The sequence below is a fragment of the Ruegeria sp. I1 genome, assembly GCF_056532675.1.
On record NZ_JBQFNM010000003.1, the window covers coordinates 361,813 to 383,456 of the forward strand.

20 protein-coding genes are annotated in these 21,644 nt (G+C 55.5%); 12 read left to right on the forward strand and 8 right to left on the reverse strand.

Features of this window, described 5'->3' with window-relative positions; genetic code table 11:
* Positions 1–125: 125 nt before the first annotated feature.
* Positions 126–416: a TFIIB-type zinc ribbon-containing protein gene (locus ACR0DH_RS08320; protein WP_480548286.1), complete on the forward strand. Its 291-nt coding sequence runs from the start codon at positions 126–128 to the stop codon at positions 414–416.
* A 357-nt stretch (positions 417–773) separates the two neighbouring features.
* Here the strand turns inward: ACR0DH_RS08320 and ACR0DH_RS08325 are convergent, their stop codons facing one another.
* Entirely contained in the window at positions 774–1,037 is a 264-nt protein-coding gene (locus ACR0DH_RS08325; protein WP_480548288.1) for an ATP-binding protein, read from the reverse strand.
* A 248-nt stretch (positions 1,038–1,285) separates the two neighbouring features.
* Here ACR0DH_RS08325 and ACR0DH_RS08330 point away from each other — a divergent pair, with 248 nt between their 5' ends.
* The 7 genes from ACR0DH_RS08330 (at position 1,286) to ACR0DH_RS08360 (ending at position 9,814) form a co-directional block, all read left to right on the forward strand.
* Positions 1,286–2,446, forward strand: coding sequence for a LacI family DNA-binding transcriptional regulator (locus tag ACR0DH_RS08330; protein WP_480548290.1), 1,161 nt, complete (start codon positions 1,286–1,288; stop codon positions 2,444–2,446).
* Positions 2,443–3,798, forward strand: a complete 1,356-nt coding sequence (locus ACR0DH_RS08335) for an ABC transporter substrate-binding protein (RefSeq protein ID WP_480548292.1) — start codon at positions 2,443–2,445, stop codon at positions 3,796–3,798. The genes ACR0DH_RS08330 and ACR0DH_RS08335 overlap by 4 nt, the downstream gene beginning before the upstream one ends.
* Before the next feature lie 65 nt (positions 3,799–3,863).
* Positions 3,864–5,096: a carbohydrate ABC transporter permease gene (locus ACR0DH_RS08340; protein ID WP_480543800.1), complete on the forward strand. Its 1,233-nt coding sequence runs from the start codon at positions 3,864–3,866 to the stop codon at positions 5,094–5,096.
* Positions 5,096–6,304 (forward strand): carbohydrate ABC transporter permease, encoded by a 1,209-nt coding sequence (locus tag ACR0DH_RS08345; RefSeq protein ID WP_480543799.1) that lies wholly within the window; start codon positions 5,096–5,098, stop codon positions 6,302–6,304. Before ACR0DH_RS08340 ends, ACR0DH_RS08345 begins: the two co-directional genes overlap by 1 nt.
* A 5-nt stretch (positions 6,305–6,309) precedes the next feature.
* Positions 6,310–7,557: an MGH1-like glycoside hydrolase domain-containing protein gene (locus ACR0DH_RS08350; protein WP_480548294.1), complete on the forward strand. Its 1,248-nt coding sequence runs from the start codon at positions 6,310–6,312 to the stop codon at positions 7,555–7,557.
* Complete coding sequence (locus ACR0DH_RS08355) at positions 7,557–8,609, forward strand: ABC transporter ATP-binding protein (protein WP_480548296.1); 1,053 nt, start codon at positions 7,557–7,559, stop codon at positions 8,607–8,609. The genes ACR0DH_RS08350 and ACR0DH_RS08355 overlap by 1 nt, the downstream gene beginning before the upstream one ends.
* 158 nt (positions 8,610–8,767) lie before the next feature.
* Positions 8,768–9,814 carry a GlxA family transcriptional regulator gene (locus ACR0DH_RS08360; RefSeq protein WP_480548298.1) on the forward strand — a complete coding sequence of 349 codons (1,047 nt, stop codon included), beginning with the start codon at positions 8,768–8,770 and terminating at the stop codon, positions 9,812–9,814.
* Here the strand turns inward: ACR0DH_RS08360 and ACR0DH_RS08365 are convergent.
* Genes ACR0DH_RS08365 through ACR0DH_RS08395 form a run of 7 tightly spaced genes read right to left on the reverse strand, consistent with a single transcriptional unit; the run spans position 9,774 to position 17,248 of the window.
* On the reverse strand, positions 9,774–10,706 hold the full coding sequence (locus ACR0DH_RS08365) for a 3-hydroxyacyl-CoA dehydrogenase NAD-binding domain-containing protein (RefSeq protein ID WP_480548299.1): 933 nt from the start codon (positions 10,704–10,706) through the stop codon (positions 9,774–9,776). The two genes, ACR0DH_RS08360 and ACR0DH_RS08365, sit on opposite strands and share 41 nt — an antisense overlap.
* Positions 10,706–11,446, reverse strand: coding sequence for an SDR family NAD(P)-dependent oxidoreductase (locus tag ACR0DH_RS08370; RefSeq protein ID WP_480548301.1), 741 nt, complete (start codon positions 11,444–11,446; stop codon positions 10,706–10,708). Before ACR0DH_RS08370 ends, ACR0DH_RS08365 begins: the two co-directional genes overlap by 1 nt.
* Positions 11,446–12,864, reverse strand: a complete 1,419-nt coding sequence (locus ACR0DH_RS08375) for an aminobutyraldehyde dehydrogenase (protein ID WP_480548303.1) — start codon at positions 12,862–12,864, stop codon at positions 11,446–11,448. The genes ACR0DH_RS08370 and ACR0DH_RS08375 overlap by 1 nt, the downstream gene beginning before the upstream one ends.
* Positions 12,865–12,874: 10 nt before the next feature.
* Positions 12,875–13,807: a 3,5-dioxohexanoate:acetyl-CoA acetone transferase gene (gene kce / locus ACR0DH_RS08380; RefSeq protein ID WP_480548305.1), complete on the reverse strand. Its 933-nt coding sequence runs from the start codon at positions 13,805–13,807 to the stop codon at positions 12,875–12,877.
* Positions 13,807–14,601: an SDR family NAD(P)-dependent oxidoreductase gene (locus tag ACR0DH_RS08385; protein WP_480548307.1), complete on the reverse strand. Its 795-nt coding sequence runs from the start codon at positions 14,599–14,601 to the stop codon at positions 13,807–13,809. Before ACR0DH_RS08385 ends, kce begins: the two co-directional genes overlap by 1 nt.
* Positions 14,598–16,133 (reverse strand): choline-sulfatase, encoded by a 1,536-nt coding sequence (betC, locus tag ACR0DH_RS08390; protein WP_480548309.1) that lies wholly within the window; start codon positions 16,131–16,133, stop codon positions 14,598–14,600. The genes ACR0DH_RS08385 and betC overlap by 4 nt, the downstream gene beginning before the upstream one ends.
* The gene (locus ACR0DH_RS08395) at positions 16,130–17,248 is read right to left on the reverse strand and encodes an aromatic ring-hydroxylating oxygenase subunit alpha (protein ID WP_480548311.1); all 1,119 of its coding nucleotides are present in this window, start codon (positions 17,246–17,248) and stop codon (positions 16,130–16,132) included. Before ACR0DH_RS08395 ends, betC begins: the two co-directional genes overlap by 4 nt.
* Before the next feature lie 282 nt (positions 17,249–17,530).
* Here ACR0DH_RS08395 and ACR0DH_RS08400 point away from each other — a divergent pair, with 282 nt between their 5' ends.
* The 4 genes from ACR0DH_RS08400 (at position 17,531) to ACR0DH_RS08415 (ending at position 21,614) form a co-directional block, all read left to right on the forward strand.
* Complete coding sequence (locus tag ACR0DH_RS08400; RefSeq protein ID WP_480548313.1) at positions 17,531–18,577, forward strand: helix-turn-helix domain-containing protein; 1,047 nt, start codon at positions 17,531–17,533, stop codon at positions 18,575–18,577.
* A 369-nt stretch (positions 18,578–18,946) separates the two neighbouring features.
* Complete coding sequence (locus tag ACR0DH_RS08405; protein WP_480548315.1) at positions 18,947–19,765, forward strand: efflux RND transporter periplasmic adaptor subunit; 819 nt, start codon at positions 18,947–18,949, stop codon at positions 19,763–19,765.
* Positions 19,762–20,475, forward strand: a complete 714-nt coding sequence (locus tag ACR0DH_RS08410) for an ABC transporter ATP-binding protein (RefSeq protein WP_480548317.1) — start codon at positions 19,762–19,764, stop codon at positions 20,473–20,475. Before ACR0DH_RS08405 ends, ACR0DH_RS08410 begins: the two co-directional genes overlap by 4 nt.
* Positions 20,472–21,614: an ABC transporter permease gene (locus tag ACR0DH_RS08415; protein ID WP_480548319.1), complete on the forward strand. Its 1,143-nt coding sequence runs from the start codon at positions 20,472–20,474 to the stop codon at positions 21,612–21,614. The genes ACR0DH_RS08410 and ACR0DH_RS08415 overlap by 4 nt, the downstream gene beginning before the upstream one ends.
* The last annotated feature ends 30 nt before the right edge of the window (positions 21,615–21,644 follow it).

Genomic DNA, 21,644 nt, shown 5'->3' on the forward strand with positions numbered 1-21,644 from the left:
TGAACCAATCCTTTGAAGATATCCGCTGATCCAATGGAGTTCTCAGCCTTGTAAAGGCATCGCTCAACTACAATTTAGGTAAGGTCTGCCCACTGGTAAATCACGCTTAGCAAAGGATATCGCACATGCCCCTGATGACATCTCCAATCGACGGTTCGCCCATGCGTGAGGTGGAACGCTATGGTGTAAAGATGGATATCTGTCCCTCTTCGGGTGGCATATGGTTGGATCGTGGAGAGCTGGAAAAGATCATCATGGCCATCCGCGAAGAAGCGCTCATCGATAGCGGCGTCTCCGCTGACGATGCATATTCCGACGTGCATTATCACGAAAGCCCTCAGCGCACGCCGCAGGATTACCCAAAACGCCGCAAGCGGGGCGGCATGTTCGACAATCTGCTAGAGATTTTCGACTAGGCATGTCACGCTATTCGTGGCCACTACTGCCGTGCTCGTATGTATGACCGATTGCCGGGCCTACCGTGTGACTGCCGGGCAAGTCCGGATTGAGGATTTGGCTTAGGCCTTCAAGCGCTGCCACGCAGCTTTGCAAGACCGGACTTTCGCCACAACTGCAGCGTCTAGGTAGTCGGCCAGGTGCCCCGTTTGGGCCGGCACTCTGCCCTGATCGCCTGAAACTGACGGATCGCTTAAGCTCATAGGAACACGTGTTTTGGTGCGCGTCAAAGCCTGGTTTGGCGTTAATACAGACGATGATTGCAGATAGGGAGAGGCTGCGCCGTGACCGCTGGCGCAATAAGCAAAGCGCTTTGTTCACGTACGAAGCGTTACCTCACAAGCCAAGCGACCTAGGCGTTCCGATGTATTAAGTTCCAGCTTCCCACCATAGGCAGCCAGTAAATCAACGGAAATAGACAGGCCTAAACCAGTTCCTCTTACTGAGGTGTCCAGCTGACTGCCGGACCGAAGGGCTTCGTCTCGGGCGCCTTCCGGAAAGCCGGGCCCGTCATCTTCAATACAAAGTTCGATACCGCTTTCAGTACGCATTGCGGTGATTTGGAATGTTGTCTGGCTCAAGAATTGGACACAAGTGGCGTTACGTTGTGATCGCTATCCAAGGTCTTCCTCTCCTCAGTCGCCCTCGTAACGACCATTATCTACTGGTTGTGAATCCTGACCCGAGATCGTCGCGACAGTGTCTCTTCGGATATTAGAGTTTTAGGCGTCTTCCAGGAACCAAGTTGGCTCTGCCAGCAGAGGTTCAAGCTACAGAAGTTCTACAAAATCTGTTGCCGAAACCGGTTTCGGAACCGAAAGTTGGAAAGATGGGAGCGAATCTTACAAATCGGTTGGATGTATCTGTTGCTGAAAATCAGCAGATTTCTGGCCGTGTTAAGATCCATGATCTTGCAGCCCGGCTTGGTCTTTCGAAAAGCACGGTTTCGCGCGCGCTGAACGGATATCCCGATATCTCCGAAACCACGCGCAAGCGCGTCGAAACCATGGCACGTAAGTTGGGGTACCGTCCCCTTAGCCATGCACAAGCTATTCGAACCGGACGTGTTCGCGCCATTGCGATGGTGCTCAACGCTGACGAGCCGGATGGCCACAACCCATTTTTGCAGGAATTCCTAGCCGGAGCTTGCGAGGCCGCAAGCGGATTTGACTGGACCATGACGATATCAACCGCAAGATCCGAGCAGGACACGCTCAAGGTTCTTGCCCGTCTTGTGGAAGAGCACAAGGCTGATGGGTTTATCCTGCCTCGAACTGCGGTCAATGACGCGCGTATTCGATTTTTACGGCATCTGGACGTGCCGTTCATCCTATATGGTCGCACTGGATATGGATGCGCCACTCCGCCTGCAAATACGTCGTGGTTCGATATCTCGGGCGAGACAGCCATCCGCAAGGCGGTGCTTCGGCTTGCAGGTCACAACCATACCCGCATCGGGTATGTCGGCAGTGATCTAAAATTCAACTACAGCCATCTCCGCCGCGATGGTTATGTTGAAGGGCTGGGTATCGCTGGGCTGCCCTTCGATCCAGAGCTTGTGCGGAACGGCGCCCGAACGCGTGAAGAGGGAGCCGCCGAAAGCCGGTCCCTTTTGCGTTTGGATCGGCCACCCACCGCGATCGTTTTTGCCACCGACCTGGCGGCCTTGGGATGTTACGGGGTCGCAACCGATCTGGGGCTGAAGATCGGACAGGATATTTCGATCATTGGCTACGACGGTATCCCTGAATGCCACTATGCCCGTCCAGGCCTGACGACTTTTAACGTCGATAGCCACGCTGCGGGGGCTCGCCTTGCAACACTGCTAATCCGCCAAATCCGGGGAGAAGCCCCTGACACTTTGCGCGAGCTTGGCGAAGCATCTTTGACCGAAAGGGCCTCTGACGGCCCGCCATCGCTGACCTCGGAGGAGTTGGCGGAAAAGATCACGAAATCGAATGAACACATCTTGGGAGGAACCTATCAATGAAACTTACACCCAAAGCGGCCAAGCTTATGCTGGGCTCGTCGCTTGCACTCGCGCTGACTGCCTTATCCGTACAGGCGGACACGATCCGTTTCTGGACAACCGAAGAACAACCGGAGCGTCTGGCCAGACAGCAGGAGATGGCTGATCAGTTCAAGGCCCAGACCGGTACGACAGTTGAGGTGATCCCGGTTACCGAAAGCGATCTTGGCACCCGCGCCACCGCCGCCTTTGCTGCTGGCGATCTGCCGGACGTAGTTTACCACCCGCTGCAATATGCCCTTCCCTGGGCTGAAGCTGGTATTCTGGACACCGGGGCTGCAAGTGAAGTGATCGAGGATCTGGGCGCTGATACCTTTGCACCTGGCCCTCTGTCCATGGCTGCCTTTGATGATGAAACTGCCTCGGTTCCGGTCGACGGCTGGACGCAGATGGTGGTCTATCGCAAGGATCTGTTTGATGAGGCGGGTCTGCAAGCACCGAACAGCTTTGCTGACATTCAGGCAGCGCTGGATGCGCTGCATAACCCACCTGAAATGTACGGGTTTGTTTCAGCCACCAAGGTTGATGAAAACTTCATGAGCCAGGTGTTGGAGCATGTCTTCCTCGCCAATGGCGTCAGCCCTGTAGGTTCCGACGGCTTCCAGCCATTGGACGAATCCAAGACCACCGAGGTTCTGGACTTCTACAAAGCGATCTCTCAGGCCTCGCCTCCGGGTGAATTGTATTGGAAGCAATCGCGTGAACTGTATTTCGACGGCAAAGCCGCGATGATCATCTGGTCCCCATTTATTCTGGACGAGCTGGCTGGTCTGCGCGACAGTGCGCCGCCAACCATCAACGATGATCCGACCTCGCGCGATTTGGCCAGCAAAACCGGTATCGTGACCAAGCTGTCCGGCCCGTCAAATCCGGATGGAGCTGCTTGGGGTGATGTGCGTTACTTCGGTATTACCAGCGATGCGGATACCGATGCGGCGATCGACTTTGTGAAGTTTGCTATGGATGACGGATACACCCAAACTCTGGCTATCGCACCAGAGGGCAAGTTCCCTGTCCGTCGTGGCAATGCCGATAACCCGACTGCCTTTGCGGAAGCCTGGGCTGAACTGCCCGTTGGTGTCGATCGCAAAGCGCCGCTCGGAGATCTCTATGAACAGGCCATGATCGATGAAATCGTTGGCGGTTTGGACGTTGCCCAGCGCTGGGGCGTGGCTGAAGGTCAGCTGGCACTAGCGTCGAAGATGATCAACAGCCAAGCGATCAATCGGGTCGTTCGTCAGTACATTGATGGTGAAATTGACGCTGCAGCTGCGGTTGCCGCCATGAATGACGAACTCGCCAAGGTCGAATAACGCGACCTCTCTTTGGCATCTGCAGCGGCGTTCGCGCCGTTGCACCCAACCCCTCGAGGTACCTCATGACTTCGGCCACCCCACCGACCGGAACCGGGGCCTTAGCCAAACGCGAGGCGCGTCTGGCCTGGGCGCTGCTGGCTCCAACCATCATAAGCGTGTCGCTGGTTGTGATCTTGCCATTGCTGGCAATCATCTGGATCAGCTTCAAACCCTTCTCGCTGTCAGACCTGCGTCCACCTGCGCCCGTTGTACGCGAGAGCCTGCGAGGATCGGGTGACGATCTGCGTATCGAATATCGACTGCGCAACTCTAGTCAGGAAATCGCTGTCGAAGGTGTAACGCTCAGCGATGTTTTGCCTGATGGTGTCACCGCGGGTGAGGTCGCCACTCCCTGCATTCTGAATGGACAAGACCTATTCTGCGATTTCGGTACGTTGGAGGGTGGTCAACGGGAACGCATTCGCATTCCGGTCACCCTGGATGGCGATAAGGACACATTTGAAGATCTAGTGGAAGGATCCGAACCGGGCATTACCGGCAAAGGACCAAACGTTCTGACCAGTCTGGACTTCAGTCTGGAAAACTTCGCTCGTGTCTTTGACGGATCAGAATTCTGGGGCGTTCTCTGGGTCACCTTGTTTTACACCGTCTTCGGTACAATTGGTGCCCTGGTCATGGGCCTGTTTGCCGCGTTGTTGCTGAACAAAAGCTTCAGAGGTCAGGGCTTCATCCGGGGTCTTTATCTATTCCCCTATGTCGCCCCCGTGATTGCCGTGGCCTTCACATGGGTCACACTGTTTGACCCCTTTTCTGGCTCGGCCAATGCGTTGCTGGTGCAAATGGGGCTTAGTAACGATCCGATCAACTTTTTCGGTGAACGACCACTGGCACTGATCATGGTCACGGTGTTCGAAATCTGGCGCTATTTTCCACTGTCCTTCCTGTTCATTCTGGCGCGGATGCAATCCATCGATTCCAGCATGTATGAGGCTGCGGATATGGATGGCGCTTCTCCCTTCCAGAAGTTCTGGCTGCTGAGCATTCCGCAATTGCTGGGCATCCTGTCGGTGCTGTTCCTGCTGCGCTTTATTTGGACGTTCAATAAATTCGACGACATCTTCCTGCTGACCGGCGGCAATGCGGGGACCCGCACATTGACCGTGAACGTCTATGAGCAAGCCTTTGCGATCTCGAATATCGGTGCAGGCGCTGCCGTTGCTGTTGTGATCCTGATGTGCCTGATCACCTTCAGCTTCGTCTTCTTCCGCTTCATCAGCCGTGAGGAGGGTTTGTGATGCGCAATGGATTTATCACTGGACCTGTTCTGGGTGCACTTTGGCTGGTGGTCATTTCCACAACCGTCGCGGTGACCATGTCTTTCGCGACGGGCGCAGCCTTTCGTCCGCAGGTTCTGATGAGCCTGATCTGGGGGGCGGTGGTTGGTCTGACCTACGTTCGCTTTCCGGCGCGTCTTGCCCCGGCACGCCTGGGTGTGACGGCCCTGCTGGGCCTGTCCTGTGTGACAGGTTTTGGTCCGGTTCTGGTCGGGTCAGACACCACGCTGCAGGCCACGATGATTACCGTCATCGCCATGGCTTTGGTGATGCATCTTTCAATGGCAGAAATCTTGAAGGAACTGCCTTTCGGAGAGCTAACCCGCCATGAGTTCGAGGATGCGGTGATCCGCTTCTGCACCGGATTCGGCTATATCTTCTTTACCGCCATTGTCGTCATTCCCTTCTATGTGATGGTAATGACCAGCCTGAAATCGCAACAGGCGCTGTTACAAAATCCGCTGGATTTCTCGGTGGACCTTTCGCAGGGCTGGGCGCTTTTTCGCAGCTATACGGAACTCTTCCGCGATTTTAACTTCGGCACCTATCTTTGGACCTCTCTCTATGTCTCGGTCCTGACAGTTTTCATCACACTGGCGTTTAGCGTTCCAGGTGCCTATGCGGTCGCGCGTTTCCGGTTTCAGGGGCAAAAGGCGTTCTCTCGCTCAATCCTGCTGATCTACATGGTGCCGATGATCGTTCTGGCGCTGCCGATCTATATTGCGTTCTCGCTGACTGGTCTGCGCAACTCTATCCTGGGCATCGTTATGATCTATCCGGTCACGACGATCCCGGTCGCGCTTTACATGCTGCAGGGGTATTTCCGTGGACTCCCGACCGAGGTGGAGGAGGCTGGTCTGATGGATGGCCTCTCGCGCTTGGCGGTGATCTGGAAGATCACGTTGCCGCTCAGCCTGCCAGCCCTAGCCTCGGTCTCACTCTATGTCTTCATGATTGCCTGGAACGAGTTCCTGCTGGCCTTCATGTTGCTGGACGATCCGTCGAAATTCACTCTGACCCGAGGGGTCACCATGCTGAACTCCTCGGAAATTCCCCGACAGCACCTTATGGCCGGCGCGGTGATCGCCACTGTTCCGATCATGGCGCTGTTCCTGGGGCTTGAACGTTTCATGACCAAAGGCCTGACGGCAGGGTCTGTCAAAGGATGACCGAGATGAACCAACATACAAACCCCGACCGCGAGGCACGCAACATTCTGATTGCCAACGATCGCGGCGGTTACACCATCCCAACCGAGGGGCTGTACCCCTATCAATGGAACTGGGACAGTGCCATCGCTGCGCTGGGCTTTGCCGAGTTCGACATCGACCGCGCATGGGTCGAAATCGAAACATTGTTTTCAGGCCAATGGGATGACGGTATGGTGCCACATATCCTGTTTCATAAGCAGGATGAGGGTTATTTCCCGGGCCCTGACGTCTGGGGCTGCAACGGGCCAATTCCCTCCTCAGGTATAATCCAGCCGCCGATCGCCGCAACGATGGCCCGCAAGATCTGGGAAAAAGACCCCGAAGCCGGTGAAGCGCGGATGCGTTCATTGTTCCCGGCGCTGCTGGCCTGGCACCGGTGGATCATGACGTGGCGCCTTGATGACCACGGCGCAGTTTGCACCACCCATCCATGGGAGGCTGGCCGGGACAATGCGCCGGATTGGGACAACACGATGGCGCGGATGGATGCCTCGGACGTGGGCGAATATCAGCGTCGTGACACAAAGCACGTGAACCGCGATGACCGCCCGACCAAATACGACTACGACCGTTATATAAAGCTGGTCCAGATCGGGCGGAACGTGCATTGGGATCAGCGTAAGCTGCTCGATGATAATCCATTCCGGGTTGCCGACCCGACCATGTCGTTCACCACTTTGCGCGCTGCACGGGATCTATTGATCGTCAGCGAAGCTTTGGATTTACCCGCCGACGGTTTGACCGATGACATCGCAAAACTGGAAGCCGGGGCGCAATCGCTTTGGAATGATGAACTGGGGTCCTTTGATTCTCGCGATGCGCATACCGGCGAGTGGTCTGGTAGCGTTTCAAACGCATCTTACCTGTGCTGGTATGCAGGTGTGGACTCTAAGGGAATGCTGCAGCGCGCACGGTCGATATTGGAAACCGTGCCATACCCTTTCCCAAGCTATGACCCGTCAATGCCGGGTTTCGATCCCCGCCGATATTGGAGAGGGCCAAGCTGGGCGATCATGAACATGCTGGCCGGGTTCGGTCTGGACGAAATGGGCCACAAGGTAGAGGCAGAGTTGTTACGCAGTAAAACAGCAGATCTGATCTCAACCTTTGGCTTTGCAGAATATTTTGACCCAATGACGGGCAGCCCCGCAGGCGGCAAGGCATTTACCTGGACAGCCGCTGTTTGGCTGCATTGGGCTGGGAGGAACTGATGGGCAGTATTGAACTCAAAGGCGTCGAAAAATGGTTCGGCAGCGCACAGGTCATCAAGGGCGTCGATCTTAAGATCGAAGAAGGTGAATTTGTTGTTTTCGTCGGCCCGTCGGGTTGTGGGAAATCCACACTTCTTCGCATGATTGGCGGGTTAGAAGATATCTCGCGCGGTGCGCTTCTGATCAATGACGGCGATGTCACCGACCACCCGCCATCCAAGCGTGGGCTCACCATGGTTTTCCAGTCCTATGCGCTCTATCCGCATTTGACCGTGGGCGAAAACATGGGCTTTTCACTCAAGGTAGCGGGCGTGCCCAAGGCTGAGATTCAGGAACAGGTTACAAAAGCCGCCGAAGTGCTGAAGCTAGAGCCGTTTCTGGAACGCCGACCAAAGGATCTATCGGGGGGACAACGTCAGCGTGTTGCCATCGGACGCTCGATCGTCCGCGATCCCACCGCTTTCCTGTTCGACGAACCGCTTTCGAATCTCGATGCCGCCCTGCGGGTCGAAATGCGGTACGAGATCGCGAAACTGCACCAGAACCTAAAGCGTACGATGATCTATGTGACCCATGATCAGGTCGAGGCCATGACGCTTGCGGATCGGATTGTCGTACTGGAATACGGCAAGATCGCGCAGGTGGGGACACCACGCGAGTTGTATGAGCGCCCGGCCAATCTGTTTGTTGCTCAGTTCATCGGAAGCCCAAAGATGAACATCCTGCCATGTTCGACGCGGGATGGCGCATATCATCTGGACAATGGCGGTTCAGGCGGGTTTCCCCTGACCAGCGAAGCGACCAAAGTCGGAATACGCCCCGAGCATATCGAGATCGCAGACCCCGGTGCCGGTCAATCGGACGGGACAATCGAGGTGGTCGAGTATCTGGGGGCAGACTCGTTTCTGATTGTTGATTGCGGCAACGATGAACGTGTCACGGTGCGTCTGAACGGGGATACTGATCTAAGAAGCGGCGCAAGAATTGGCATGGTCTTTCCACCTGACAAAACACACTTCTTTGATGCCGACGGACAATCGATGACCGAGTAAGCTGCAAAGACATGATCGGTCTTTCGCGTGCTTTTCTGGCTAGATGAAATGGAACGGTCGGTGCACTTAAGCCGATTTTGGGCCGTCAAAGCCAGATCCGATGATCCAGTTCATTCCATGGAAGTTCGTTTGACGAATTCGGACGATGCTTTACAAAAATGGCCATGTCAGGTGCCCAGCTTGAGATCATCGTTTATGTAACGCCGCATTTTAATGTCTCGGCGACTTCTGCATTTATCGATCCGTTCCGCATCGCGAATTATCTGAGCGGAGCGTCGAAGTTCAATTGGGTTTTCGTTTCCAAAGACGGTGGCGAAGTTGAAGCCAGCAATGGGATGGTCGTTTGCACCAAACCGTTGAAAGAGGTCGAACGATCCGAGCCCTGGATGATGCTGGTCAGTTCCAGTTGGACACCCGAACGGCACGCGTCGCGCCAACTTCGCACACTGCTTCAACGATGGGCTGGATCGGGTGTCATCATTGGTGGGTTGGACACCGGCGCGATCATTTTGGCAATGGCGGGATTGCTTAAGGGTAAGACCGCAACAGTTCACTATGAGCACATTGATGCCTTCATCGAAATTGCGACCAACACCACGGTTTCTGAGAACATGTTTGTACTGGATGGTCGCATATTCACCTGTTGCGGCGGAACAGCTTCGACGGATTTGGGGCTGAAACTCGTGCACAACGTTGCGGGTGAAAGCGCCGCCAACGCGACAGCACGCTACCTTTTTCATCACAATGTCAGGGGTGAAGATCAGTCACAAAACCCGAAGGTTGTTGAACCCATGGGCTATGTAACATCTGGCGTCGTCCGCGCTGCCATTGATTTGATGGAAGCCCATCTGGAAAACACCCTGTCGATCCCCGAGATTGCGGAGCGTTTACAAACCTCACAGCGGCAACTCAGCCGCCTGTTTCAGCAATATGTACATAGATCACCCGTGGCTTACTATCGTGATATCCGGCTGGATCGGGCACGTGGTTTGGTCACACAGACTGAGTTGAAGCTAAGTGAGATTGCTGCGGCCTCTGGCTTCAACAGCCAAGTGCACTTTAGCCGGGCCTATCATCAACGTTTCGGCTTGGCACCAAGCGCGGATCGGGTGGCTGGGCGGGTGCCGTTCGAGTTCCGTGCTTGGCCCATGTACCAGCCTGACATCAAGAGCGAAGGTGCCGGGTCGCTGTCTGCAATGCTGTGAGCATTCGATCTCGTTGAGCAGATAGGTCTGCCGGGCTTTGGCCCTTGGATTGTGCTGACATTCCATCGACCAAAAGTTCGATAACATCGTCATTGAGTCTGGGCTCCCCAAGATCATCCCACCAGCCGTTGAACGTGTCCTTGAAATGCGCGCAAAAGGCCCTGAGCCCACCTTCGCCCGCGCCGAGGTGAAAGAGCGTTGTCGGGCCCATTGCGGCCCAACGCAGGCCGGGTCCGGCCCACATGGCTTTGTCAATGTCTTCGACGCTGGCGACGCCTTCAATGGCCATATGTACTACCTCGCGCCATACAGCGGCCTGCAAGCGGTTCGCAACGTGGCCCGGAAGACCCTTGCGAATTCGGATCGTGACTTTGCCGATATCCTCATAGAACGCTTCGGTTCGGTCCAAGACATCCGCTTTCGTCGCGGTGTTAGAAGTGAGTTCGACCAGTGGGATCAGATGGGGTGGGTTGAATGGGTGGCCAAGGATCAGAGGGCTCGGGTCTTGCCAGCCTTCCTGCAATGCTTCGAGCGTCAAACCCGAGGTGGAACTGGAAACGATCACATCTGGTGCGAGCGCGGCTTCGATTTCTTTGTAGGTCGCGTGTTTGATGGGCAGTCGTTCCGGGACGTTTTCCTGAACGAATTGCGCGTCGCGCACAACCTCTTTTACGTTCGCAACAAAGCGAATGGCATCGGGTGTTGCGCGCGCCGTCAATCCAAGCTCTTCAAGGGCGGGCCATGCTTTTTCGATATAGTCGCGCACGTCAGCTTCAACAGTTGGGCTGGGGTCAAAGACAGTGACACTGCGACCCGCAGCGAGGAAGAGTGCGGCCCAACTTGCACCGATGACGCCAGCCCCAAGGACGGCGGTGTGATTGATCTCTATCATCAGAATAATCCCGGATTAAGAGGCGAGGCTGCGGTCATGCCGCCATCAACAGTGAACAGCTGCCCGGTTGCGAAGCCCGCCTCATCAGAGGCGAGCCAAACAGCCATAGCAGCGATATCCGCCGGTCTGCCAAAGCGTCTAACCGCATGCCGGGCGAGCGCGTCTTGTTTGGCTCGTGCTGGATCATTTGCCAAATCAAAACCGGCATCCAGCATGCCCGTTTCGATCCAGCCGGGGCAGATGGCGTTGCAGCGAATCCCGGGTCCATGATCGACAGCGATTGAGCGGGTCAGCCCATGCACAAAGGCTTTGGACGCATTGTAAAGTGCCATTGATGGGTCCGCGACATTGCCAGAAATCGAACCGATATTAATAATTGAAGACCCCGAAGGCATGTGTGGGATGAAGGCCCGACAACAGTTGAACACGCCGCGCGCATTGACGCCCATCACCCGGTTCCAATCTTCGTCTGTGCTATCGACTACAGTCTTTTCGACCTGCACGCCCGCGTTGTTGACCAGGATATCAGTGCCCCCGATTGTCCAGACGATTTGTGCAATTGCGTCAGGGTCGGACACATCTAGCGTGTGCCAAATTGCATTCTCCGGCAGATCATCAGGTTGTGGGCCGCGCCCGCAGGTCGTAACAGCAGCCCCTTCAGCCAGAAATGCCTCCACAATTTCGCGACCAATCCCTTGCTTGCCGCCCGTAACAAAAGCGCGTTTGCCAGCCAGCCGCATTAGTGCGCCACCATCACATGGCGGATCGCGGTATAGGCGTCCAGCGCATAAACGGACATATCGCTTCCAGTGCCGGACCCTTTCATCGCGGCCCAAGGCATTTCCGGTGTGGCAACCCCATGCGTATTCACCCAAGTGAAGCCATAGCGCAGTTTCGCCGTCATCTGCATGGCCCGGCCGACATCACGCGTCCAGACCGAGGATGCGAGACCGTAGGAACCGCTGTTTGCAATCCTCAGAGCATCGTCCGCATCTGAGAACCGCGAAACTGTCACAACTGGACCAAATACCTCCTTGCAGGCGACCTCGGCATTGTTGTCGACATTGGCGATGACGGTTGGTTGGTAGAAAAAACCTTGTCCGCCGCCCTCGGCACCACCGGTCACGATTTCAGCAGCCCCGCGCGCACGTTCGACGAAGCCTGCAACGCGATCCCTTTGCGCCAAAGAGACCAATGGCCCCATTTCGGTGCCTTCCGCCTTTGGAGCGCCGATCTGAATTTGGCTGACCTGGCCTTCAATGGCTGAGACGAGCTTGTCATAAGCTTTGGCAGCGACCATCACCCGACAGGGTTGGGCACAGTCCTGACCGGCGTTGAAATAGCTCCCAAAGCGAATGGTCTCGGCTACGGCCTCAAGATCAGCGTCATCAAAGACAATCACAGGTGCCTTCCCGCCCAGTTCAAGGTGGACATGCCGGATTTGCTGCGAAGCTGCCCGCATCGCCGCCATGCCCGTTGCGGGGGAACCTGTGACGCTGATGGCTTCCATTTGCGGGCTGTTGATGAGGGCGTCGCCAACAGTTGGGCCGCGCCCGTGGATCACATTCAACACCCCTTTGGGAAGGACGTCTTGCAGCAGATCCGCCATGCGAAGGGTAGACAGAGGGGTTATCTCGGACGGTTTCAGGACGACCGGGCAACCGGCGGCGATAGGGGCCGCCAACTTCCAGGAGGCCATCATCAAAGGATAGTTCCATGGTGCGATGGCGGCGACCGGACCCACGGGATCACGACGGATCATCGATGTATGCCCGGCCACGTACTCTCCGGCGGCCGAGCCCGTCATTGTGCGTGCGGCACCGGCAAAGAAACGAAAGACATCGATGGTTAGCGGCATTTCGTCATCAAGGGCCGAGGGCCATGGTTTGCCGACATCAAGGCTTTCCAGTTCTGCTAGTTCCTGACTGTGTTCTTCGAGGATATCAGCGATCTGCAGCAAAATGGCGGCGCGATCAGCAGGAGGCATGCCTGCGAAGCTGTCGAAGGCTTCGGCAGAGCTGCGAACAGCCGCTTCGACCTGTTCTGACCCGGCTTCATTCACGGCCCCGATGACCTCACCCGTTGCGGGGTTCACGACATCAAGCGCCTCGCCCGTACCGTCCACCATTTCGCCATTGATCAGCATTTTCGTTTGCATGTTGTCCTCCCTAGAACCCGACCTGATCGCCACCTTTGAGGGCAAGCCGTGCGCGCGCTTCTGCAGGGGATGCAACCGTGAGGCCAAGGCTTTCGACTATCGTGCGGATCCGTGTCACCTGTTCGGCATTCGATTTGGCCAGTTCGCCTCTACCAATAAATAGGCTGTCCTCAAGCCCGACGCGCAGGTTGCCGCCACGCATGGCGCTTTGCGTGGCGAATGGCATCTGGTGGCGGCCAGCGGCCAGCACGGACCATTCGTAGTTTTCTGATCCGAACAGCTTGTCGGCTGTGTTGTGCATGTGGACCAAATGGTCGGGGTCAGCCCCGACGCCACCCAGAATTCCAAACACCATCTGAATGAAGAATGGCGGTTTGATGATCCCCTGATCGACAAACCATTTAACGTTGTAAAGGTGGCCAAGATCGTAGCATTCAAACTCGAACTTCGTGCCATGATCTCCGCCGAGTTTTTCGATAGCGTAGCGGATCGTCTTGAACGTATTGGGAAAGATGAAGTCTTCGGTCATCTCAAGGAATGGACGTTCCCAATCATGCTGGAATTCGGTGTATTTCTGAAGCATCGGGAAGATCCCGAAATTCATTGAGCCCATGTTCAGGCTGGCCATCTCTGGGCTCGCAGACGTGGCCGCCAACAGCCGTTCGTCGATAGACATTCCCAAACCGCCGCCGGTTGAGACGTTGATGATCGCACCAGTCGCTTGCTTGATGACAGGTAGGAACTGGCAGAACAGCTCCGGCCGTGGGTCGGGCTTACCCGTCTCAGGGTGACGGGCGTGCAGGTGGATGATCGACGCACCGGCCTCTGACGCTTCGATGCTTGCTGTTGCGATCTGAGCTGGCGTGATGGGCAGGTGAGGCGACATCGACGGTGTGTGAATGCCACCGGTCGGTGCGCAGGTGATGATAACAGGCCTGGGCATCAGAGCTTCATCTGTTGGACTTGCGCCGACAGACCCCCGTCCAGCACCCATAGTTGGCCTGACGCATAGCGCGCCTCGTCCGAGGCAAGCCAATTTACTAGATTGGCGATATCCGTCGGTGTGCCGTAGGTGCGTATCGGGTGCACGTCGCGCACTGCTTTTTGCAGGGTTTCGATATTGCCACCGCCACCGCCCGAACCATCCCCATTGAAGAAACTTTGCAACATGGGTGTATCGATGTAACCAGGGCAAACCGCATTGACCCGAATGCCTTCAGGGCCGTGATCGCAGGCCATGGCGCGGGTAAGCGCATGGACGGCCCCTTTGGTCGCGCAATAGGCAGCCAAACCAGGGTCAGCTATGAACCCGTCATATGAACCAAAGTTGATAAGGCTGGCACTGCTGCCAGACTTTGCTGCTGCTCGCATCAAAGGCAGCGCGTATTTTGAGGTAAGGAATGTACCTGTGCAGTTCACCGCGAAGCTTTGGTTCCATTCCTCAAGCGTGGTTTCCTCGACTGTCTTTTCGATTTCGATCCCCGCCGCGTTTACGAGGATGTCCAATTTGCCATGGGCCGCGCCGACAATGTCCATTGCGGCGATCGCGTCCGCTTCCAGGGTGACATTGAGTTTCACAAAATGACTGCCGTCGTCGTCGTGCTTGTCCAGTGAACCTTGGGGCGTCAGGTCGGCCGCGTAGACCGTCGCACCCTCTTTCAAGAACCGCGCTACAATCGCGCGGCCAATTCCACCGCGCGCACCCGTCACCAGTGCGATTTTTCCTTTTAACATCATTGATCTTGGTCCTTCCGGGGTGGGAAGCGATACCTGCTGGCCGCAAGCGTCCAATCCTTGTGGTTGCGCACATATTGCTGGCTGGCGTCAGAGGGCGGGTTGTAATCCCAAGCCTCGCAAGCTCCGGCTTCCATAGCAGCGTGCAGAGCCCGACGTGACCTTTGTGTCGCTATGATCTGCTTTCGAAGCGTTTCGCCATTCCATCGATCAGCGACCTCTTTGGCAAAGCGAGCTGCGGCATCTGTGTAACCCGGGTCTGCCGCGACATTTTGCGTTTCCTTGGGATCGCGGCCAAGGTCGTAAAGCTGAGGGGGGTCACTGTCGCAGTGGATGTATTTGAGCAGCCCCCGCCGGATCATAATCACGGGATAGCCGGTCATTTCGGCACAGTACTCGCCAATCGCCTCGTCCACAGGATCGTCTTCTCCCCTCATCAAAGGGATCAAGCTGCGCCCGTCTATCGGTTCGCCCAGCATTGAAAGATCGCCACCTGCGATGTCGATGAAGGTGGGGAGGAGGTCTACAAGCGAGACCGCGTTCTGAGCCGTCCCAATCACTACGCCAGGGCCTGCCATGACAAGCGGCACGCGCGCGGAATGCTCAAAGAAGTTCATCTTGTACCAAAGACCACGTTCACCCAACATGTCGCCGTGATCTGCGGTCACAATCACGATCGTATTTTCAAGTTCCTCCGTTTCTTCGAGGGTCTGAACAAGTTCACCGATCTTGCTGTCAAAATAGCTGACATTGGCCAAGTAAGCGCGTCTCGCGCGGATCACTTCCTCATCCGTCAGTGGTACGTAAGACGCCTCGATCCCATCCAACAGCCTGCGTGAGAACGGGTCTTGATCTTCAAGCGCGGGCACAAAGTCCGGCATCTCGATATCGTCGTCGGAATAGAGGTTCCACCACTCGGGCCGGGAAACATAAGGGTCATGCGGGTGAATGAAACTGGCCACCATCGCAAAGGGTGCCGCGTTGCCCGACGCCTTGTCGCGCGCTGCATCAAAGAGCCACCGTTTGGCGGCAAAGGCGACCTCATCGTCGTAGTCGATCTGAAATGTTGCATGTGCCAGGCCGCTTTCCTTGACGGTCTGCATATTGTGATACCATTTGTCGATCCTCTCATCGGGTGCTTCCCAGTCCGGGGTCCAGGCAAAATCCGACGGATAGATATCAGTGGTTACGCGATCTTCGAACCCGTGCATCTGGTCAGGGCCAATAAAATGCATCTTGCCTGACAGGCATGTCCGATATCCCAACATTTTCAGATAGTGGGCGAAAGTCGGGATGGATGCCTTGAACTCTGACGCGTTGTCATAGGCCGCAATACGGCTGATATGCTGACCTGACATGAAGGCGAAGCGCGAGGGCGCACAAAGAGGTGAATTACAATAGGCCGCATCAAACCGCATACCACGCGCGGCGAGCGCATCGAGATGCGGCGTTTTCGCGGTTTTGTGTCCGTAAGCTCCGGTGAAGTGTGGCGCCAGTTGGTCTGCCATGATCACGAGTATGTTGGGCTGCGTCACGCGGCACCTTTGGTGTAGGCATCCAGAAGCAGCCCGTGAAAGTGATGCACCGCATGTTCGGATTTTCCCGATCGATCAGGGTCATGCACGATGCGCCCTTGGGTAAAGGCAGGCGTGCTCATACCGCGCTGCACACTTTCGACCAGACCGATGTCTTCAACCTGAAGAACCTCATCCAGATATCGGATGGCATCAAGCTCCATTGCGTCAGGCTCGGGCGTTTCCAGAAAGAAATCGTAGGTTTCCAAAGTCCGATCCGGCCCAACTGGAATGATATTAAGGACGATCATGCTGGACCGCCCCGGATATCGCATCAGGCAGGTCGTTGGATAGAGCCACCACACCGCGTGGGTTTTGACCGTGGCATTGGCAACGTCATACGCTGAATTTGCGTGTTGACCTGCATCAGCCATGTGGCTCGAGTAGATGGAATGCGTTGTTACCTTATAGGTATCCATGTCTACCAGATCGCAGAAATCCTTATGCGCGGTGGGGCAATGGTAACATTCCAGGAAGTTATCGACGACATTCTTCCAGTTCGATTTGATGTCGTATGTCAGTCGGTGGCCAAAGGTCAGCTGATCTACATCAGGGGCCCAATGGCGCACTTCGATCTCAAGATTGCCAGACTGCTCTGCCAACGGGATGGCTTTTGGGTCTAGGTTGACGAAAACGAAGCCACAGAACTCTTCAACCTGCACTTCATCCAAGCAAATTTCGTTCACGTCGAAATCGACGAGATTTTCGGTATGTGGCGCGCGTACCAACTGCCCATCCAGTTTGTAGACCCACGCATGATAAGGGCACATAATCCGTGTTGTGGTGCCTTCGCCTGAAAGGAGTTCATGAGCACGGTGTTTACAGACGTTATAAAACCCACGCAGTACGCCAGTTTTGTCGCGGACAACCGCAATTGGCTGGCCTGCGATTTCAACTGTGACATAGGCCCCCGGATCACGTGTTTTTTCAACGTGGCAGACCCATTGCCAAGTCTTGCCGATCACGGACTTTAGGTCAGTGTCGAACCATCTTGGCTCGGTATAGGCTTCTGCCCTCAAAGATTTCGAACGTGCTGGATTGTCGTCATAGCCATCTGAAATTGCCGCGATGTCCATCAATTCATCCTCCCGGATTTGAAAAAACGATATTGAAGCGGTGGAACGAAACTTAGCATTTTTCGCCAAAATAATTACAAAAATAGCCACCCAACAAAGGAAGAGTCTGTGAATTTGGATCAATCCCAATGGGCTTTGTTTACGAGAAGTCTGAAAAATACAGTTGCCAAGATCTGAAGCATCGTCATGAAACATTGTGTTGAGGTCTAGACCATTGGCGCTGGGTGCCTCATCTTTTGTCAGCAATCATTCTATTCAAGCATGACGAGTTATCTCTGCGCTATGATCTTTGTACCGCTGCCTTTTGTTGTCACAATCTTACTGGTACTGCTTTTTGTCAGCATCGCCCGGCGGGAGAATGATCAACCCAAGAACTCAGCATTTATGCTGTTGATCATATGTGCGGCTTTGCAGTCCATGTTGATCGGATTGCGTTTCGGGTATGGTGTTGAATGGGTCCGCTTCCTTTCGCCACTGCTGGCGACCGTAATGGCCCCATTGGTTTACTTCGGCTCGTTGCAACTGGTCGGCCCACGGCGGGTTGGGAAACTCTATCCGATTGCGCCGCACAGTCTTCCACTTTTGATGGTCCTGTTTTCGATGGCTTTCTGGCCCGCTGCGCTGGACGTGATTATTATCGTAACGTTCCTTGTCTATGCAGCTCTTATACTTTTTCTGCTGAGATCCGGGGCAGATGCACTTCGGGTGACGGCGCTGGAATCTGCGGGACTGGTTCACCGTGCTTTGGTTTTTGCGGCACTTGTCTTGATATTCTCTGCAGTGGTTGACACGCTTATCACTGTTGACATCGCGATCATGAATGCCCGTCATTTGCCGCAGCTCGTCTCGGTTGGTAATGTCGCAACTCTGCTCTTTCTTTCAATGGCCACCGCAGTGGCCAGTCGTGGTCGAGCCACGGGTGAAAGCTCAACACACGCCCCAACAACTGCGCCATCGTCACTCTCTGGTTCTGCTGATGATCAAGAGATCATGGCAAACATCGAGAGTTTGATGAGCGAAACACATATCTATCGGGACGCCGATCTAAACCTTGCGCGCCTCGCCCGCCGGGCGGTTGTCCCGTCGAGGCAAATCTCGGGGGCAATCAACCGGATGACGGGAAACAATGTCTCACAATACGTCAACGGCTACCGTATCGCTGAGGCTTGCGAACTGCTGGAGAACAGCACACGTTCGGTAACGGAGATCATGTTCGAAGTTGGTTTTGAGACAAAATCTAATTTCAACAGAGAGTTTCGACGTGTGACAGGCGTAACGCCGCTTGAATGGCGCAAATCAAAAGGGCCCACATCAAAAGAGACGCGCTGACCTCGCTTGGAATTGACTGAATCGCGATTTCGAACGTCCTAGATCGCGTTAGAGGTCGCGGGTTCGCGGGATGCGACAAATTCTGGTGACATGAAAACAGTCACCGACCAAAACAGTAAAATGTCCGAGACGCTGAGAGAGCTTTCAGCGTACCCGGCGCCAATTACAGCGGGCAGGTCATCTCGGCGCTTTTCCAAGCTGTCTCTGGCAAGTTTAACATCTTTATTGTTGTTTGCGGCCGGTCTGGGATTTGCTCTTCTGCCTGATGGCGCGCAGCGCACTTTGTTGCAGCCTGATGTGCCGAATACGTCAGTTGGAGCTGCGCCGCAGCGTTTCGTCTTGGACTCACCTGCGCCTTCTCCAGCACCCATGATCCGAGAAATCACTGGTTCCGGCTACGTCGCCGCAAAATCCTCAGCCGTTGTTTATGCGGAACATAGTGGGCTTATCGCGGATATTCTTGTTGAACCCGGAGACATGGTTCGCTTGGGCCAACCGGTACTTGTTATTGAGGACAAAGACGCCAGATTTGCGTTGGAAAGCGCGCAGCTTTCACTTTATGTCGCCAGACTGGCGCTTTCTGCTGCACGTATTTCCTGGGCGCAGATTGATGCGACACTGCAGAGACAGGCCGAGCTCAGCCGAAGGGGGGCGGTTCCAAGTAGTCGGTTGGAAGATGCACAAACGGCTGCGCGCATGGCGGCCAACCGGGTCGAACACGCCAAAGCCGAGTTTAACAGGGCCGAGTTCGCTGTACGCGTCGCGGAAGAACGCGTTGCCGATCTGACCGTGCGTGCGCCGATCGCGGGAACTGTGACACATCTTTCCGCTCATGTAGGCGATGCCGTTCTGGACCGTATCGATGCGATACATGACGGAATCGGTCTGATGAAAATTGCTGATCTGGGCCAGTTGGTCATCGATGCTGATGTGATAGAAAAAGCGATTACTGACCTAAGCGATGATCTCATCGGTGAGGCGGTTCTGGACGCCTTTCCCAATCAACCCTTCACTTTTTCGGTTCAACGCATAGCGCCATTGGTGAATGCCGCCAAAGGAACGGTTGAGCTGCGCCTTAAACCGATCGATCCGCCAGCCGGGCTGCGGCCAGGCATGGCAGCACGCGTCAACATCACGTTGCCTTCATCATCGATGCACACCCAAATAGAACCGGGAGCTAACCCATGAGTACCAATTCAGAAACCAACAAATCTTTCATCACACTGCACGGTATCGGCAAGACCTTTCAAACCAGTGGCACGAGCGTTCCAATATTCGAAAACCTCGATCTCACCATCCGAAAAGGTGAATTTGTTGCTGTGATGGGGCCATCGGGTTCCGGGAAATCAACGCTCCTCAACCTGTTGGCCGGCCTTGACGGGCCAGATACTGGTGAGATCTGGATCGCAGGCCAAAGGCTGGACCATATGGGCGAGGCCGCCCGTTCAGCGTGGCGTGCGCACCATCTTGGGATCGTGTTCCAATTCTACAACCTTCTGCCGATGCTAACGGCCGAAGAAAACGTGGAACTTCCGCTGCTGCTGAAACCGATCCCTGCTTCTATGCGGCGCGAGCGGGTTGAGAAAATACTCGATCTCGTGGGTCTGGCTGGGCGCGGACGTCAAAATCCTGCACGCATGTCCGGTGGGCAGCAACAACGCGTCGGAATCGCACGCGCAATTGTGTCTGATCCAACTCTTTTACTTTGCGACGAGCCTACCGGGGATTTGGATCGTGCATCCGCCGATGAAGTACTGACAATGCTAGAATACCTGAACCGCGAGCTTGGCAAGACCATCGTGATGGTCACCCATGACCCTGAAGCTGCCGAGGTCGCGGGCCGTATACTGCATCTTGATAAAGGCGTGTTTATCGAGCGTGAACGGGTGACGGCATGACATTCTTTGGTCTCACTCGCAAAAGCGCGCTACGCAAACCACTGCGTTCCATATTGCTGATCATTTCCGTCGTAGTGGCTTTTTTCATCTACGGTCTGACCGCCAGTTTTATTGCCGGATCACAGGGCACCGCCGCCGCCAGCGACGATTTGCTTGGTGTAATGCACTCAGCCGGCCGCAGTCCGCCCTTGCCCGTGGCCTATCTACCGCGCATCGCTGCGGTGCCTGGTGTTGCAGAAGTCAGCCCCATTACACGGTTGCGCGGCAGCGTTCGCGATGAGCGCAATGTGGTCGCGGTCAGCGCAGGTCGGCCTGACAAGTTGCTGGCCGTCAGCGGTAGGGATCTCGGACTAAGCCAGTCTATGATTGATGCGCTGGGTGCCGGGCGGGATAGGGTCCTTGTCGGGCGCGCCCTTGCCGAGGCTCAGGGCTGGAAGGTCGGAGACCGACTGACGGTTTCGGCCTTCCGCACCAAAAGACGTGATGGAAGCCGTGACTGGCCGTTTGAGATTGCCGCAATCTTTGATGGCAAAAGTGCCAGCACAGATACGTATTTTATCCTTGCCCAGTATCGTTACATCAACGAAGGCCGCGCACGGGGCAAAGATACCGTGTCCACCTTCGCGCTTCGTCCAGAACCAGGAGTTGCACCGCAGGAATTGGCACCGCGTATAGACGCGTTGTTCGCCAACTCTGCGGCACCCACGCGCACCTTGTCAGAAAAGCAATTCCTCAGTGCGTTCCTCAGCCAATATGCAGACATCAAACATGTTGTAACGCTGGTTGTGAGCGCCTCTTTCGTGACGCTTTTGATGATCGTGATCAACACAATGGTCTTCGCCTTGCGCGAGCGTCGTTTTGAGGTCGGTGTGCTGAAAACCCTGGGGTTTTCGCCATCGCGTATCCTGCTGATGGTTTTGGCTGAGGCCCTTTTCATATTCCTGCTCGGCGGTACCATCGGATTGGGACTTGCGAAGCTTGCCAGCCTGGCCTTGCCGCCCGCTCTGGGGCTGGTTTTTGATCCGGGTGTCCTGTTGCGCGCAGCCGCACTGGTTTTCCTGCTTGGTCTCGTCGCCGGGGCACTGCCCGCGCTGACCGCCATGCGAACGCCAATCCTTTCCGCTTTCAGAACGAGGTAAGCCCGATGCCTTCATCCTTTCGACAAATCA

What these genes read in the sequence shown, in the direction of transcription:
- ACR0DH_RS08320 (WP_480548286.1), top strand. Translation starts at nt 126, where the DNA reads ATGCCCCTGATGACATCTCCAATCGACGGTTCGCCCATGCGTGAGGTG.
- ACR0DH_RS08330 (WP_480548290.1), top strand. Translation starts at nt 1,286, where the DNA reads ATGGGAGCGAATCTTACAAATCGGTTGGATGTATCTGTTGCTGAAAAT.
- ACR0DH_RS08335 (WP_480548292.1), top strand. Translation starts at nt 2,443, where the DNA reads ATGAAACTTACACCCAAAGCGGCCAAGCTTATGCTGGGCTCGTCGCTT.
- ACR0DH_RS08340 (WP_480543800.1), top strand. Translation starts at nt 3,864, where the DNA reads ATGACTTCGGCCACCCCACCGACCGGAACCGGGGCCTTAGCCAAACGC.
- ACR0DH_RS08345 (WP_480543799.1), top strand. Translation starts at nt 5,096, where the DNA reads ATGCGCAATGGATTTATCACTGGACCTGTTCTGGGTGCACTTTGGCTG.
- ACR0DH_RS08350 (WP_480548294.1), top strand. Translation starts at nt 6,310, where the DNA reads ATGAACCAACATACAAACCCCGACCGCGAGGCACGCAACATTCTGATT.
- ACR0DH_RS08355 (WP_480548296.1), top strand. Translation starts at nt 7,557, where the DNA reads ATGGGCAGTATTGAACTCAAAGGCGTCGAAAAATGGTTCGGCAGCGCA.
- ACR0DH_RS08360 (WP_480548298.1), top strand. Translation starts at nt 8,768, where the DNA reads ATGGCCATGTCAGGTGCCCAGCTTGAGATCATCGTTTATGTAACGCCG.
- ACR0DH_RS08365 (WP_480548299.1), bottom strand. Translation starts at nt 10,706, where the DNA reads ATGATAGAGATCAATCACACCGCCGTCCTTGGGGCTGGCGTCATCGGT.
- ACR0DH_RS08370 (WP_480548301.1), bottom strand. Translation starts at nt 11,446, where the DNA reads ATGCGGCTGGCTGGCAAACGCGCTTTTGTTACGGGCGGCAAGCAAGGG.
- ACR0DH_RS08375 (WP_480548303.1), bottom strand. Translation starts at nt 12,864, where the DNA reads ATGCAAACGAAAATGCTGATCAATGGCGAAATGGTGGACGGTACGGGC.
- kce (WP_480548305.1), bottom strand. Translation starts at nt 13,807, where the DNA reads ATGCCCAGGCCTGTTATCATCACCTGCGCACCGACCGGTGGCATTCAC.
- ACR0DH_RS08385 (WP_480548307.1), bottom strand. Translation starts at nt 14,601, where the DNA reads ATGATGTTAAAAGGAAAAATCGCACTGGTGACGGGTGCGCGCGGTGGA.
- ACR0DH_RS08395 (WP_480548311.1), bottom strand. Translation starts at nt 17,248, where the DNA reads ATGGACATCGCGGCAATTTCAGATGGCTATGACGACAATCCAGCACGT.
- ACR0DH_RS08400 (WP_480548313.1), top strand. Translation starts at nt 17,531, where the DNA reads ATGATCTTTGTACCGCTGCCTTTTGTTGTCACAATCTTACTGGTACTG.
- ACR0DH_RS08405 (WP_480548315.1), top strand. Translation starts at nt 18,947, where the DNA reads ATGATCCGAGAAATCACTGGTTCCGGCTACGTCGCCGCAAAATCCTCA.
- ACR0DH_RS08410 (WP_480548317.1), top strand. Translation starts at nt 19,762, where the DNA reads ATGAGTACCAATTCAGAAACCAACAAATCTTTCATCACACTGCACGGT.
- ACR0DH_RS08415 (WP_480548319.1), top strand. Translation starts at nt 20,472, where the DNA reads ATGACATTCTTTGGTCTCACTCGCAAAAGCGCGCTACGCAAACCACTG.